At 72.5% G+C, this 14,924-nt stretch carries 11 protein-coding genes; 9 read left to right on the top strand and 2 right to left on the bottom strand.

The genetic code is table 11. From position 1 onward, the window contains the following. The first annotated feature begins 56 nt into the window (after positions 1 to 56). The 8 genes from E1166_RS00430 to E1166_RS00395 all read left to right on the top strand — a co-directional run bounded on the left by E1166_RS00430 (position 57) and on the right by E1166_RS00395 (position 7,897). Positions 57 to 1,385, top strand: coding sequence for an MFS transporter (locus E1166_RS00430; protein WP_132334674.1), 1,329 nt, complete (start codon positions 57 to 59; stop codon positions 1,383 to 1,385). Positions 1,386 to 1,408: 23 nt separating this feature from the next. Beyond that, entirely contained in the window at positions 1,409 to 2,452 is a 1,044-nt protein-coding gene (locus E1166_RS00425; protein ID WP_243710044.1) for an iron ABC transporter permease, read from the top strand. A gap of 44 nt (positions 2,453 to 2,496) precedes the next feature. Continuing rightward, a complete protein-coding gene (locus tag E1166_RS00420; RefSeq protein WP_243710043.1) occupies positions 2,497 to 3,525 on the top strand; it encodes an iron chelate uptake ABC transporter family permease subunit in 1,029 nt (342 codons plus the stop codon). Between the two features lies 1 nt (position 3,526). After that, a complete protein-coding gene (locus E1166_RS00415; protein ID WP_132260719.1) occupies positions 3,527 to 4,342 on the top strand; it encodes an ABC transporter ATP-binding protein in 816 nt (271 codons plus the stop codon). 68 nt (positions 4,343 to 4,410) lie between these two features. Next, the gene (locus tag E1166_RS00410; RefSeq protein WP_132334670.1) at positions 4,411 to 5,445 is read left to right on the top strand and encodes an ABC transporter substrate-binding protein; all 1,035 of its coding nucleotides are present in this window, start codon (positions 4,411 to 4,413) and stop codon (positions 5,443 to 5,445) included. A gap of 60 nt (positions 5,446 to 5,505) precedes the next feature. Further along, positions 5,506 to 6,303 (top strand): alpha/beta fold hydrolase, encoded by a 798-nt coding sequence (locus tag E1166_RS00405; RefSeq protein ID WP_132334668.1) that lies wholly within the window; start codon positions 5,506 to 5,508, stop codon positions 6,301 to 6,303. A 7-nt stretch (positions 6,304 to 6,310) separates the two neighbouring features. Continuing rightward, positions 6,311 to 7,657 (top strand): lysine N(6)-hydroxylase/L-ornithine N(5)-oxygenase family protein, encoded by a 1,347-nt coding sequence (locus tag E1166_RS00400; protein ID WP_132334666.1) that lies wholly within the window; start codon positions 6,311 to 6,313, stop codon positions 7,655 to 7,657. A gap of 30 nt (positions 7,658 to 7,687) precedes the next feature. Beyond that, positions 7,688 to 7,897, top strand: coding sequence for an MbtH family protein (locus E1166_RS00395; RefSeq protein ID WP_132334664.1), 210 nt, complete (start codon positions 7,688 to 7,690; stop codon positions 7,895 to 7,897). A 59-nt stretch (positions 7,898 to 7,956) separates the two neighbouring features. Here the strand turns inward: E1166_RS00395 and E1166_RS00390 are convergent, their stop codons facing one another. After that, entirely contained in the window at positions 7,957 to 9,588 is a 1,632-nt protein-coding gene (locus E1166_RS00390; RefSeq protein ID WP_132334662.1) for an AMP-binding protein, read from the bottom strand. Positions 9,589 to 9,722: 134 nt separating this feature from the next. On the opposite strand from E1166_RS00390, the gene E1166_RS00385 reads away from it, so the two are divergent. Continuing rightward, entirely contained in the window at positions 9,723 to 13,187 is a 3,465-nt protein-coding gene (locus E1166_RS00385) for a non-ribosomal peptide synthetase (RefSeq protein WP_132334660.1), read from the top strand. Positions 13,188 to 13,437: 250 nt separating this feature from the next. Here E1166_RS00385 and E1166_RS00380 read toward each other — a convergent pair whose 3' ends face one another. Beyond that, positions 13,438 to 14,844, bottom strand: a complete 1,407-nt coding sequence (locus tag E1166_RS00380; protein WP_243710042.1) for a glycoside hydrolase family 43 protein — start codon at positions 14,842 to 14,844, stop codon at positions 13,438 to 13,440. Positions 14,845 to 14,924 lie beyond the last annotated feature (80 nt).

Here is a 14,924-nt window from a genome sequence, read left to right as displayed (position 1 = left end):
AGGGACCCTAACTTAGGTTAGCCTAATCTTGCCATAGCGACGGGTGGAGGTGGCGCGTGCGCGTCCGTGAGTTCGGCTTGGATCTGCGTCCGCTGCGGGGCGGTTCGCGGCTGGCCTGGGTGCTCGCCGCCCGGCTGCTGGGACTGCTCAGCATCGGACTCACGTCCGTCGCCGTCGTCGTGCAGGTCTACGCGCTGACCGGTTCGTCGTTCCAGGTGGCGATGGTCAGTCTGGTGCTCGGCGCGGGCCTGCTGGTCGGTCTGCTCGCCGGCGGGGTGCTCGCCGACGGCCGGGAACGCCGGTCCCTGATCCTGCTCGGCAGTGGCTGGGCGGTCGTGACGTTCGGCGCGCTGGCGCTCAACGCGGCAGCCGACCACCCGCGGTTGTGGGTCATCTACCTGCTCGGCGCTCTCTTCGGCCTCACCGAGGGCTGCGCCGAGAGTGCGTTGACCGCCGTCGTGCCGAGCCTCGTGCCGGCCGACCAGCTACCGGCGACGGGCGCGCTGGTGACCGTCACGACCACCGTCGGCGCCATCACCGGTCCGGTGGTGGGCGGAGCGCTCGTCGCCGGTCCGGGACTGGCCACCACGTACGCGCTGGCGGCGCTCGGCGCGGCGGGCGCCGTTCCGCTGCTGGCCCGGCTGGGCGCGCTACCGCCGCAGGCGCCCGGCGACGCGGAGTCCGTCGCGCCGGCCGGCCGTGCCGCCTGGTGGCCCGCGCTGCGGGAGGGTCTGGCGTTCATCCGTCGCAGCCGGATCGTCGCCGCTGTGCTCGTGGTGGACCTCTGTGGTGCGCTGTTCGCGACCCCGGCGGCACTGTTTCCGCAGTTCGCGGAGCGCGTCTTCGCCGCCGGCCCGAGCGCGGTCGGCCTGCTCACCGCCGCTCCTGCCGCCGGCGCCGCCGTCGCCTCCCTGCTGTCGGGCTGGACGGGACGGTTGCGCCGGCCCGGACGGGTCCTGCTCGGCGTGGTCGGTGCCTACGGACTGGTGACGATCGGCTTCGGTGCCAGCCCGGTGCTCGGCCTCGGCCTCGCCTTCCTGGCCCTGGCCGGTGCCGCGGACACCATCTCGGAGATCCTGCGTCGCACCCTTCTCATGCAACACACCTCCGCGCACCTGCAGGGGCGGGTCGGCAGTCTCTGGCTCGCGCAGGCGATGACCGCACCCGCGCTCGGCGGCGTACTGCTCGGGCTGGCGGCAGGGCTGACCGGCCCGTCGGCAGCCGTCGCTCTCGGTGGGGCGCTCTGCGTCGGGGCCACCGTCCTGGTGGGATGGTGCTACCCGCAGCTGTGGCGGCACCGGGCGGTCGGCGCCGGACCGAAGGCCGGTCGGGACGTCGCGGAACCGCCGTGCGACGACGTGAGGACCGCGACTGTCCAATCCTAGTTAGGTGAGGCTATCCTACCTCGGTGACTATCGAGGCGACGAGCGTCGTGCCCCGCCGGTCGGCGTCGCCTGCCGTCCGGTCGCACGCGTGGGCCACGCTGAGCTGCCTGGCCCTTCTGCTGGTGCTCTGCCTGGCGTCCGTGGCGCTCGGCACCCGATGGATCCCCCCCGATCAGGTCCTCACCCTGCTCCTGCACCCAGACGGATCGGAAGTGGCCGCCATCGTCCACCAGATGCGGGTGCCGCGGACGCTGTTCGGGTTGCTGGCCGGGGCGGCGCTGGCGATCGCCGGCGCACTGATGCAGGGGCTGACCCGCAACCCGCTCGCCGATCCAGGAATCCTCGGCGTCACCGCCGGTGCCTCCATCGGTATCGTCGTCACGACCACTGTGCTCGGCATCGCGTCGGTCTACAGCTACGTGTGGTTCGGCTTCGCCGGTGCCCTCGCCGCGACGGCTCTCGTGTACTTGCTCGGCTCGGCCGGCGGCGGTGGCGCCACACCGGCCAAGCTGGCCCTCGCCGGTGCCGCCGTCTCCGCGTTGCTGCAGTCGCTGGTCAACGCAGCCCTGCTCGTCGATGCCGCGGCTCTCGGCGATTTCCGGTTCTGGGCGGTGGGAGCCCTTACCGGCCAGCCCGCCACGATGCTCGGGCCCGTCCTGCCCTTCTTCGCGGCCGGCGCCGTGCTCGCCGCCACCACCGCGCCCGCGCTCAACACCCTGGCGCTCGGCGAGGACGTCGCCCGCGGTCTCGGGCAGCGCGTGGGCCTCGCCCGGTTGCGCGGTGCCGCCGCGGTGACCCTCCTCGCCGGTGCCGCCGTGGCGCTGTGTGGACCCATCGCCTTCGTCGGCCTGCTCGTACCCCACGTCGTGCGTGCCTTCACGGGCCCGGACCACCGATGGATCCTGTGGTACTCGGCGCTGCTCGGGCCGTGCCTGCTGCTTGCCGCCGACATCGCCGGCCGGCTGGTCGCCCGGCCCGACGAACTACCCGTGGGGATCGTCGTGACGGCGCTGGGTGCGCCGTTCTTCGTCGCGCTGGTCCGCCGCCGCGGACTCCGGGAGCTGTGACCGTGTCTGCCGCAGAGAACGCCAGGGCTCTTGCCCCGGGGGTCGTGATCCGTCTGCCGGGCACCCGGGCATGCTGGCTGGTGCGCCCCCGCGCCATGGTGGTGAGCCTGCTGCTCGCGGCGGTGGTCGCCGCGGCTTTCCTGCTCGCCGTCGCCGTCGGCGAGCTGGACCTACCGCTGTCGGATGTGGCGGCGGCCCTGGTGACCGGCGGTGACGACGTGACCGGCCTGGTGGTACACGACCTGCGCCTGCCTCGGGCACTGGTCGGCCTGCTCGTCGGCGCCGCGTTCGGCGTCTCCGGGGCGGTCTTCCAGTCACTCACCCGCAACCCGCTCGCCAGTCCCGACGTGATCGGCGTGTCCGCCGGTGCCGGCACCGCCGCCACGGCGGGACTGCTCATCGGCGCCGGCGCCGGGCTCGGCCTGCAGACGGTGGCGTTGCTCGGCGGGCTGGGATCGGCCCTGCTGATCTACCTGCTGGCGTATCACGGCGGCACCAGCGGCTTCCGGATCGTCCTGGTGGGCATCGGCGTCGCCGCCCTGTGCGGCAGCGTCACCACCTACCTGTTGCTGAGGGCCGGGGTGTACCAGGCGCAGCAGGCCCTGATGTGGCTGACCGGCAGCCTCAACGCCCGTGGCTGGGAGCACGTCGGCCCGCTCGTGGTCGGCCTCGCTGTCCTCGCGCCCGCCGTCGCGGTGCTCGCACCGTGGCTGTCCGGCCTGCAGCTCGGCGACACCCCCGCCCAGGCCCTCGGCCTTCCCGTTCACCGGGCCCGGGTCGCCCTGCTGGCGGTGGCCGCCGCGCTCGCCTCGATCGGCACCGCCGCCGCCGGCCCGGTGGCCTTCGTCGCCCTGATCAGTCCGCAGATCGCCGTACGGCTCGTCGGGGCACCCGGCCCCGCGCTGGTCTCGTCCGGCCTGGTCGGGTCCGCGGTGGTGCTTCTCGGTGACGTGCTCGCCCGGGAGGCGCTGCCCGGCGTCGAATTACCCGTCGGCGTGGTGACGGGCGTACTCGGCGCACCTGTCCTGCTGTGGCTGCTGGGCCGTGCGAACCGTTCCGGTGTAGGAGGCTGACATGGATGTGCTGGCGCACGGGCTCACCGCTGAGGGACTCACCCTCGGGTATCCCGGCCGACGAGTGGTGGACGGCCTGGACGTGACGATCCCGCCCGGCCGGGTGACCGCCATCGTCGGGGCCAACGCCTGCGGCAAGTCCACCTTGCTGCGGGGCCTGGCCAGGCTGCTGCGCCCGGCGGCCGGCACCGTGCAGCTCGACGGCCGGTCGATCGACACGCTGCGCGGTAAGGAGCTTGCCCGGCTGCTCGGTGTGTTGCCGCAGGACCCGGCCGCGCCGGACGGCATCACCGTACTGGACCTGGTCCGTCGCGGCCGCAGCCCGCACCAGTCGTGGTGGCGGCAGTGGTCCGCCGCCGACGAGCGCGCCGTACGGGACGCGCTGACCGCGACCGGTCTGCTCGCCGAGGCGCAGCGCAGCGTCGACGAGCTGTCCGGGGGGCAGCGTCAGCGTGCCTGGATCGCCATGGCGCTGGCCCAGGACACCGGTGTGCTGCTGCTGGACGAACCCACCAACCACCTCGATCTCGCCCATCAGATCGAGATCCTCGACCTCATCGCCGACCTGAACCGGGCACAGGGCCGCACCGTCGTGCTCGTCCTGCACGACCTGAACCATGCCGCGCGCTACGCCCACCACGTCATCGCCATGCTCGGCGGCCGGGTCGTCGCGGCCGGACCTCCGCGTGAGGTCATCACCCGACAGCTCGTCGAGGACGTCTTCGGTCTCGCGTGCGTCGTCGTCGACGACCCGGTCAGCGGTGGGCCGCATGTCGTCCCGTACGGCCGTCACCACAGCGTCCCCGCGGCCCACTGATCCTCGATGACCTACCGACGCCGCCGGGCGGAACGCCCCGCGGCGCCTGCTGAAAGGAAACACGCACCATGTCAATGATCGGTCATCCCGTCCGGGTCGGGCAGAAGCTGCTCGCCGTGGGTGCCGCTGTCGCCATGACGGTCCTGCTGGGTGCCTGCGCCACCGGTAACCCGGCCCCGTCCACGGCCGGCGCGGGGTCCGCGAGTTCCGACGGGCCGTGGAGCTTCACCGACGACCGCGGTACGAAGATCGACCTGCCGAAGCGTCCGACCCGGATCGTGGCGCAGTCCCACCCGGCGGCCGCCCTGTACGACTTCGGCATCAAGCCGGTCGGTGTGTTCGGCCCGCAGAGAACCTCCGACGGCAAGCCGAGCCCGCAGATCGGCAACCTCGACCTCACCGGCGTCGAGTCGGTCGGTACCGCGTTCGGCGAGTTCCAGTTGGAGAAGTTGATCGCCCTCAAGCCCGACCTGATCGTCACCGTGGCCTACGGTCCGATGCTCTGGTACATCCCCGACGAGGTGCGGGCGAAGGTGGAGAAGGTCGCCCCGATCGCGGTCATCCAGCTGATGGGCGTCGCGGTCCCGGACGCTGTCAAGCGTTTCGGTGAGCTGTCCGCGGCCCTGGGCGCGGATCCGAACAGTCCGGCCATCCAGCGGGCCAAGACCGGATTCGAGGCCGCGGCCAACGCCCTGAGGACCGCGGTGGCGGCGAAGCCCGGACTGTCGGTGGAGGTTGTCTCGGGCACCAAGGAGAACTTCTTCGTCGCGGACCCCGAGTTCCACGGCGACGTGAAGTTCCTGCAGCAGCTCGGGGTGCAGTTCGTCAAGCCGGCGAAGCCCGAGGCCGGTTTCGAGTCGCTCAGCTGGGAGGAGGCCGGCCGCTACCAGGCCGACCTCATCATGGAGGACGCCCGCCCCGAAGGCGGCCTGGACGCGACGCAGTTGGCCACGTACCCCGCCTGGCAGAACAGCCCCGCCGTCAAGGCCAACCAGGTCATCGACTGGCAGACCCAGACGCCGTTCACGTACCAGCGGTTCACGAAGGTCCTGACCGACACCACCGCCGCCATCGCGAAGGCCGACGCCACCGTCGTGCCGTGACGTCGGACGCGCCCCGCCAGCCGTGGCGGGGCGCGGAAACCCTGCGAGAGGAAGCGATCGATGCTGCTGACCGACGACTGGGCGCGCTGGTTCCGCCGGTACGTACCCAAGCCCGACGCGACGGGCCGGCTGGTCTGCTTCACTCCGGCCGGTAGCCTGCCGTCGTTCTACCTCGACTGGGCGCGGACCGCGCCTGCCGGGGTGGAGGTCCTCGCCGTCACGCTGCCCGGCCGTGAGCAGCGCAGCGCCGAGCCACCGGCGACCGACCTGGAGTCCCTGGCCGATGCCGTCGCCCAGGCGCTGCGCCCGCTGGGGGATCGCCCGACCGCCCTGTTCGGGCACAGCATGGGCGCCGCCGTCGCCTACGAGGTCGGCCGGCGGGTCGAGGCGGCGGGTGGCTCGCTGGCGGGCCTGGTCGTGTCGGGCTGCGCCAGCCCCGCCCGACTGCGGGAGCGACGGTCGTCTCTCACGGCGTACGACAACGACCGGCTCGCGGTGTACCTGCGTGACCTCGGCGGCACGCCGGCGCAGCTGTTCGACGACCCGGAGCTGCGCCAGCTGGTCGTCGACGCCTTCCGTGCCGACCTGGCCGTCCTCGAACCGTATCGGCCGGACGAGACGGGCAGCCGCCTGCGGACCGCGGTGCACGTCCTGCGGGGCGAGCAGGACCAGGCGACGCCGGGCCACGACGCCGCCCGCTGGGCCGAGGTGACCGACCGGTTCGCCGGGGTCCGCTCCTTCCCGGGCGGCCATTTCTACCTGCTCGACCAGCGGTCCGCCGTACTGCACGCCGCCGTCGAGCCGCTGCGCGGCCACGGTCTGCAGCCGATGTTCATGCACGCACACAGGAAGGGGTAGGACCGGCATGTCAGCACGGGACTCAGGCTCTCCGGCAGAGCACGTCGACGACGTGGTGGGCGTGGGATTCGGCCCCGCGAACCTGGCGCTCGCCGTCGCCATCCACGAGCACAACGCGCGGCGGCCGCACACCGACGCGGTACGTGCCGCGTTCGTCGAACAGCAGTCGCAGTTCGGCTGGCACTCCGGGATGCTCCTGGAGGGCGCGACGATGCAGGTGTCCTTCCTCAAGGACCTCGTGACCATGCGCGACCCCGGCAGCCGGTTCACGTTCCTGCGTTACCTGCACGAGCAGGGGCGACTGCCGGACTTCATCAACCAGAAGAGCTTCTTCCCGACCCGCATCGAGTTCCACGACTACCTACGCTGGTGCGCCGCCGCCGTGGACGACATGGTGGCCTACGGCGAGACGGCCGTCGCCATCCGCCCGGCGGCCACCGGGGTCGGGCCGGTCGACCACCTCGACGTGGTGGTGTCGCGCGCCGACGGCCGGCAGCGGGTGCTACGTGCCCGCAACGTGGTGGTCAGCACCGGCCTGCGGCCCCGGATGCCCGCCGGCGTCACCGCGGGACCACGGGTGTGGCACAACCGTGATCTGCTCTTCCGAACGCGTGAGCTCAGACAGCGCCGGCACCGGCGGTTCATCGTCGTGGGAGCCGGGCAGTCCGCCGCCGAGACGGCCGAGTACCTGCACCGCACCTTCCCGGACGCGGAGGTGTGCGCGGTCTTCGCCCGGTACGGCTACAGCCCGGCCGACGACAGCCCGTTCGCGAACCGGATCTTCGACCCGGCCGCCGTGGACGACTTCTACACCGCGCCGGAGGACGTGAAGCAGACGCTGTTGAGTTACCACGCCAACACCAACTACTCGGTGGTGGACGGCGAGCTGATCGAGCAGCTCTACCGGATCGTGTACCAGGAGAAGGTGGCGGGTGTGCAGCGGCTGCGGATCCTGAACACCACCGCCCTGGAGTCCGTCGACGAGTCCGCCGACGGGGTGCGGTGCGTGCTCCGCTCGCTGACCACGGGGAAGCGGTACCCGCTCGACTCGGATGCCGTGGTGCTGGCCACCGGCTATGCCCCCGTGGACTGGCGGGAGCTGCTGGGAGCGCTCGCCGACGAGTGCACCACCGACGTGCTCGGGCGCCCGCGGATCGGCCGGGATCACCGGGTGCTGACCTCCGACTGGATCCGGGCCGGCCTCTACGTCCAGGGCGCCGGTACCGAGCACAGCCACGGCCTGACGGCGTCCCTGCTGTCGACCCTCGCGGTCCGCTCCGGCGAGATCTGCGACTCGCTGGTGCAGCGCCGCGCGGCCACCGCCGGTCTGGCCACCGCCGTCCATCCCGGCTGATCCCCACCCGCCCTCACCGAAGGAGTACCGATGGCTGCCACGAACCCGTTCGAGGACGACGACGCCCGCTACCTGGTGCTGGCCAACGCCGAGAACCAGCACTCGCTCTGGCCCGCCTTCGCCGCCGTGCCGGCGGGCTGGTCCGTCGTGCACGGCGAGGACTCCCGCCAGGGCTGTCTCGAGTACGTGCAGACGCACTGGACGGATCTGCGCCCGGCCAGCCTGATCGCGCAGGGATGACCGACGCCCCGCCGTCGCGAGGCTCGCGACGGCGGGGCGTCAGAAGGCGCGCGGCGGCGTCACGGCGCGACGGCCGCCGCCAGCGCCCGCTTGTCGATCTTGCCGATGGCGGTCAACGGCAGGTCGTCGACGACGGCCAGCAGGTCCGGCAGTTTGAACGCGGCCACGCCACGCTCCAGCAGGAACGCGCGCACGTCCGCCAGTTGCGGCGGGGCGGCTCCGGCGGGCGGCCGCAGCGCCACGCAGATCAGCTGCCCTTCGGCGCCGTCGGGCACGCCCACCGCGGCGCACCGGTCGATGAGCGGGTGGGCGTGCAGGTGGCTCTCGATCTCCTCGCCCGAGACGCTCTCACCGTTGCGGTCGATGGTGTCCTTGACCCGGCCCTCGACCACGAGATGACCGGACGGCAGTGCCCGGACCAGGTCTCCGGTGGTGTAGTACCCGTCCGGCGTGAACGCCGTCGCGTTGACCTCGGGTGCCCGGTAGTACCCGCGCAGCGTGTACGGGCCACGCACCAGCAGCTCGCCCACCTCGCCCGCGGCCACGTCCGCTCCGTCGGCGTCGACGACGCGCAGCTCGTCGTCCGGGCACATCGGCCGGCCCTGGGTGCTCGTCACGATGTCCTCGTCGTCGTCGCCGCGGGTGTAGTTCAGCAGCCCTTCCGCCATCCCGAACACCTGTTGGACCCGGCAGCCGAGCGCGTCGGGAATGCGCCGCGCCAGCTCCGCGGACAGCTTCGACCCGCCGGCCTGCAGGATCTCCAACGTCGACAGGTCCGCCGGATCCCAGGCCGCGGTCTCGATCCACAACGGGATCAGAGGTGGGACGAGGGCGGTGTGGGTGACGCCCTCGGCCTCGATGAGCGGGAACGCGTCGTCGGGCGCGGGAGAGGGGGAGAGCACCACCGTGCCTCCGACCGAGAACGTGCCCAGCATGCCGGGGCAGGCGAGCGGAAAGTTGTGGGCGATCGGCAGGCAGGCCAGGTAGACCGTGTCGCGGTCCAGCTCGCACACCTCGGCGCTGGCCCGGGCGTTGTAGCCGTAGTCGTTGTGGGTACGCGGAATCAACTTCGGCACACCCGTCGTCCCGCCCGAGACCAGCAGCAGGGCGATGTCGGCCGGGTCCGGTTCGGCGAACTCGCGCGGCGGGGCGTCGATCGACGCCAGCGCCGGGTACGGCCCCGGGTCACCGTCGACGAGCACGTGGCGCAGCTCCGGCGCGTGCGCGGTCACCTGACCGGCCAGCTGTCGGTAGTCGAACCCGGCGACCTCGTCGGCGATGACGTAGGCGACCGCACCGGAGAGTTTCGCGAGGTGGGAGATCTCCGTGAACCGGTGCGCCGGCAACGTCAGCACCGCGATGGCACCGATCCGCGCCAGGGCGAACAGCAGCGGCGGGAAGGATCCGGTGTTGGGCAGCTGGACGAGGACCCGGTCACCCGCGCGGATGCCGAGGTCGGCGAGGCCCGCGGCCATCCGGTCGGCCCGCTCGTCGAGCTGCCGGTACGTCAGCCGCTGCTCGCCGGCGACCAGGGCGAGCCGGCGGCCGTGCGCCGCCGTCCAGTCCCGCAGCAACCGGCCCAGGGTACGCCCGTCCCAGTAGCCGCGTTCGACGTAGCGTTCGGACAGCTCCCGGGGCCACGGTGTCAGGCCGGAGGGTAGAGGGGCGACCAGGTCGTCCGGTACGCGCATCGCTGCTTCTCCTTAACGGCACGGCAGGTGAGGGGGACCCGAGGAACATCCTCGGACAGTAGGTTAGGTTAACCTAACCATTGGCCGGTGGTGGCCGGCGGCGGAGCTTCCCGCACCATGACGGAGGGTTGGCGATGTCCACTGTGGATGACCTGCGGCGACTGGTGTTCGAGCTGCTCGGCGGGGACATTCCCCCGGCCGACGACGACCACCTCATCGCGCTCGGTCTCGACTCGCTCAAGCTGATGCGCATCGCGGGCCTGCTCCGCCAGCGCGGCGTACGGGTGAGCTTCGCCGACCTCATCGCCACCCCCACCCTCGGCGCCTGGTCGGCGCTGCTCGCGACCGCCACGCCACCCGGCCGACCCACCGCGACCGAACGTCCGGGTCCGGCCACCGTCACCGAGGGGGAACCGTTCCCCCTCGCGCCGATGCAGCACGCGTACTGGGTGGGGCGCGAGGCGACCCAGCAGCTCGGCGCGGTCGCGGCGCACCTCTACACCGAGTTTGACGGGCACGGCGTCGACCCGGCCCGGCTCGGCGTCGCCCTCGCCACGCTCGCCGGGCATCACCACATGCTGCGTGCCCGCATCCTGGACGACGGCCGGCAGGTCGTCGAGCCGTGGCGGCACGGCACCGAGGTGCCCGTCCTCGACCTGCGCGACGCCGCCCCGGACGAGGTCGCCGCGGCCACCGCCGCCCTGCGCGAGAGGATGTCCCACCAGCTCCTGCCGGTGGACCAGGGCCGGATGCTCGACGTACGGGTCACCCTGCTGCCCGAGGGCCGCACCCGGGTCCACGTCGACATCGACATGCTCGCCGCCGACGCGCGCAGCTACCGGATGCTCCTCGCCGACCTGGTGCGGCTCTACGAACACCCCGAGCAGCCGCTGCCGGCCCTCGACTACCAGTACGCGCAGTACCTCGCCGACCGGCGCACCGAACCGCCGCGACCCGCGGACGTGCGGTGGTGGCAGGAGCGGCTCGCCGACCTGCCGGGCGCCCCCGAGTTGCCGGCGCGACCCGACAACCGCAGGAGCGACCCGCACCGGGTCGTCCGGCTGCACCGGTGGCTCGACCCCAGGACCCGCGCGGGCCTGGTACGCCAGGCGCGCCGCCACGCCGTCACCCCCGCCGTTGCCGTCGCCACGGTCTTCGCCGAGGTGCTCGGGGCGTGGAGCGGCGTACCGCGCTTCCTGCTCAACGTCCCGATGTTCGACCGTCAGCCGATCCATCCCGACGTGGAGCGCCTCGTCGGCGACTTCACCAGCTCGGTGCTGCTGCCGGTGGACGTCTCCCAACCCGTCGAGTTCGCCGAGCGCGCCCAGGACGTGCAGCAGTCGATGCACGACGCGGTCGCGCACTCCTCGTACCCCGGCCTGGACGTGCTGCGCGACCTCTCCCGCGAGCACGGCACGCAGGTGCTCGCCCCCGTCGTCTTCACCAGCGCGCTCGACCTCGGCGAGTTGTTCGGCGCGGAGGTCGAAGGTGTCCTCGGCGAACCGGTCCACATCATCTCCCAGGGCCCGCAGGTCGTGCTCGACGCCCAGGTGACCGAGCTGCACGGCGGCCTGCTCGTCAACTGGGACGTCCGCGCCGACGCGCTGCCCGACGGCGTCGCCGACGCGATGTTCGCCGCGTTCGGTGACCTGCTCGGCCGCGTCGCGGACGGAACGGCCTGGGATGAGCCGGTGGGCGATCTGCGCCCGGCCGCGTGCCGATCGGTGCGCGAACAGGTCAACGCCACCGCCGGGCCGGTGCCGGAACACCCACTGCACCACGCCTTCTTCGCCCGCGCCGGCCGCGAGCCGGGACGGCCGGCGGTCGTCGGCGCAGCCGGCACCGTCCTCACGTACGGCCAGCTGGCCGACGCCGCCCTGCGCCTCGCCCGCACCCTGACCGACCGGGGCGTCCGGCCCGGTGACGCCGTGGCCGTCCGGCTGCCCAAGGGCCCGGAGCAGGTCGTCGCCGTGCTCGGCGTGCTGGCGGCCGGCGCCCACTACGTGCCGATCGGGAGGGACCAGCCGGCGGCACGGGTACACCGCATCCGCCAGCGGGCCGGCGTCACCGTCGTCGTCGCCGAGGCCCCCGCCGGCGACGACGAGATCGGGTACGCCTCGGCGGTCGCCGCCGATCACCCCGCTCCCGCCCCCGTCCTGGCCGATCCGACCGACGTGGCGTACGTGCTGTTCACCTCCGGTTCCACCGGTGAGCCGAAAGGCGTCGAGGTGTCCCACCGGGCCGCCGCCAACACCGTCGACGACCTGGTGCAGCGGCTCGGCCTGGGCGCCGACGACCGCACCCTCGCCCTGTCCGCGCTGGACTTCGACCTGTCGGTCTTCGACCTGTTCGCGCCGCTGTCCGTCGGCGGTGCCGTCGTCGTGGTGGACGAGGCGACCCGCCGCGACGCCACGGCCTGGGCCACTCTCGTCCGCGACCGCGCCGTGACGGTACTCAACTGTGTGCCGAGCCTGCTCGACATGCTGCTCACCGCGGGCCGCACCGAGCCGCTGGGCGGCAGCCTGCGCGCGGTGCTGCTCGGCGGTGACTGGGTGGGCACCGACCTGCCCCGGCGCCTGCACGCCCAGGTGCCCGGCTGCCGGTTCCTCGCCCTGGGCGGTACGACCGAGACGGCGATCCACTCCACGGTCCAGGAGGTCCACGGCGGCCTGGTGCCGGAGGGGTGGACGAGCGTGCCGTACGGCACCCCGCTGCGCAACGTCCAGTGCCGGGTGGTCGACCCGCAGGGCCGCGACTGCCCGGACTGGGTCCCCGGCGAGCTGTGGATCGGCGGTGCCGGTGTCGCCGACGGGTACCGCGCCGACGAGGACCGCACGGCCGACCGGTTCGTCACCGTCGGGGGCGTGCGCTGGTACCGGACCGGCGACCGCGCCCGGTACTGGCCCGACGGCACGATCGAGTTCCTCGGCCGCGCCGACGACCAGGTGAAGATCCGCGGTTTCCGGATCGAGTTGGGCGAGGTCGAAGCGGCCCTCTCCGACCATCCCGGCGTCCGGCAGGCGATCGCCTTCGTCCTGCGCGGTTCGGGCGCGCCGCGCCTGGCCGCCGTCGCGGTCACTTCCGACGTCAGCGCCGTGGACCTGGCCGCGCATGCCGCCCTCCGGCTGCCGCCGCACATGGTGCCCGACCCTCTGGTCGTCACGTCGGAGCTGCCGCTGACCCCGAACGGGAAGGTCGACCGCAAGGCGCTCACGGCCCTCGCCGAGGCGCGTCCGGTTGACGGGGCCCGGGTACTCCCCGAGACACCCCTGCAGCAGCTCGTCGCCCACGTCTGGGCACAGGCCCTGCAGTCGGGCCCGGTCGGCCTGCACGACGACTACTTCCAGCTCGGCGGCGATTCCGTGCTCGCCACGGCCATCACGGCGCGGCTGCGCGCGGCCCTCGACACCGACGACGTGCGCGTGCACGACGTGCTCGGCTCGCTGACCGTCGCCCGACTCGCGGACGCACTGCTGCGCCGGGCTGCCGACCCGGCGGTCCTGACGGCCACCGCGGAGATCTACCTGGAGGTCGAGGCTCTCACCGAGGAACAGCTCACGGCCGAACTCGGGGACCGCAGCGGCGTACCGCACGGCTGACCGACGCACCCGCCGATGTGGACAGCGGCCCGCCGGGGCAGGTGCCCGGGACGGGCCGGGCCGGAGCAGACCGGCCCTGCATGATCCACTCCGCGTGCGGCAGATCGCGTGTCTGGACTGCCCGACACCGCAACCTGCCGCAACCTGCGAACGCTGACCGTCTCGTCGAGGATGGGTGCAGGCCGGTCGTGACGGCGGTGAGCGTGGCGACCAGGTAACGGTGCTGGCCACTGGTGCGGTTGCTCATCCCCTACGACGTCGGCGCGGTGCCGCCGCCGAACTGCCACCAGTCGACGTTGAACAGGTAGCCGCTGCCGCCGGCGAAGCGCAGGTACATGTCTCGCGTACCGGTGGCTCCGCTCACCCCGCAGGTGGTGGTCGTCCAGTTCTGCCAGCCGCCGGTGCTCCCGACGGCGCAGGTGCCGACGACCGGCCCGCCAGGGCTGTCGAGCCGCACCTCGACCCGGCCGCCGCTGGTGGCGGAGGCGACCCGCGCTGAGAAGGACGTGGCACCGGCGCCGAAGGCGACGCCCTTGACCTTGATGTAGTCCCCGTTCTCGATCCAGCCGACGTTCATGCCGCCCGCACTGGACGGCTCCGTCTCGATGCCGGATCCCCAGGCGATCGTCTCGGCCTCCTGGCGCGCGTACGGATTGAGCACGCCGACCTGGGGAGCCCCTGCGGTGGTCATGTTGATGGTGGGAAAGGTGCCGTTGGCGTTGTAGGTGAACCTTTCCACCGCGACGGATCGGGTGTAGCCACCACCGCCGGGCAACGCCCCGTTGTGGTAGAAGAAGTACGAGGCGCCGTTGAAGTCGATGATTCCGGCGTGGTTGGTGAAGCTGCTGCCCTGCCGAGGCATGATCGTTCCCCGGTAGGTCCACGGCCCGGTCGGGCCGGGCGCGGTCGAGTACCCGATAAACTCGGAGCAGCACTCCGCCGCGAACACGTTGTAGTAGAGCCCGTTGCGCTTGAAGACCCACGGTCCTTCTTCGTAGAGGGTCGGGCGGCTGGGGTTGCCGGTGCGGGTGCCGAATCCGGCGGTGGTGAGCGGTATCCGGGTCGGGCCGCCGGAGAACGAGATCATGTCGGGGTTCAGCCGCACGTACCACAGGTTCGGGTTGCCCCAGTACAGGTATGCCTGCCCGTCGTCGTCGATGAAGGCGTGCGGATCGATCTCGCCGTTACCGACCAGTGGGCGGCCGAGCGCGTCGCGGAACGGGCCGGTGGGGCTGTCCGCGACGCCAACCCCGATGACCATCTGTTTGTTCGACCGTTGGCGTACCGGCACGTACCAGTAGAACTTCCCGTTGCGGGGAACGACATGCCCGGCCCACGCGTCGGCGTCCGCCCAGGCGAAGGTCGCCAGGCTCATGGGCACACCGTGATCGGTCCAGTTGACCATGTCGGCGGAGGAAAAAACCCGCCACTCACGCATGGTGAAGTACGTCGAGCCGTCCTCGTCGTGTCCGGTGTAGAGGTACACCCTGCCGTTGTGTACCAGCGGCGCCGGGTCGGCGGTGTAGATGTGCTGGACGATGGGGTTGTCGGCCCGCCCTGTGCCAGGCAGCAGGGCGACGGCGCAGAGCAGGCCGGCGAGTGCGGCGACGGCGCGCCTGAACTTCGCGCCGCCCCGGTGTGCAGCTGTCAACGTCAAGGCTTCCCCCAGGGTGTGCAGCGGTACGTCGTCGGTGGCGTGGGGCCGGCGGGCAAACCGGCGTCCTCGGACGGCAGGTC

The organism is Micromonospora sp. KC213 (assembly GCF_004348325.1).
Classification (GTDB): Bacteria; Actinomycetota; Actinomycetes; order Mycobacteriales; family Micromonosporaceae; genus Micromonospora.
This window is presented reverse-complemented; position numbering and strand designations above follow the sequence as displayed.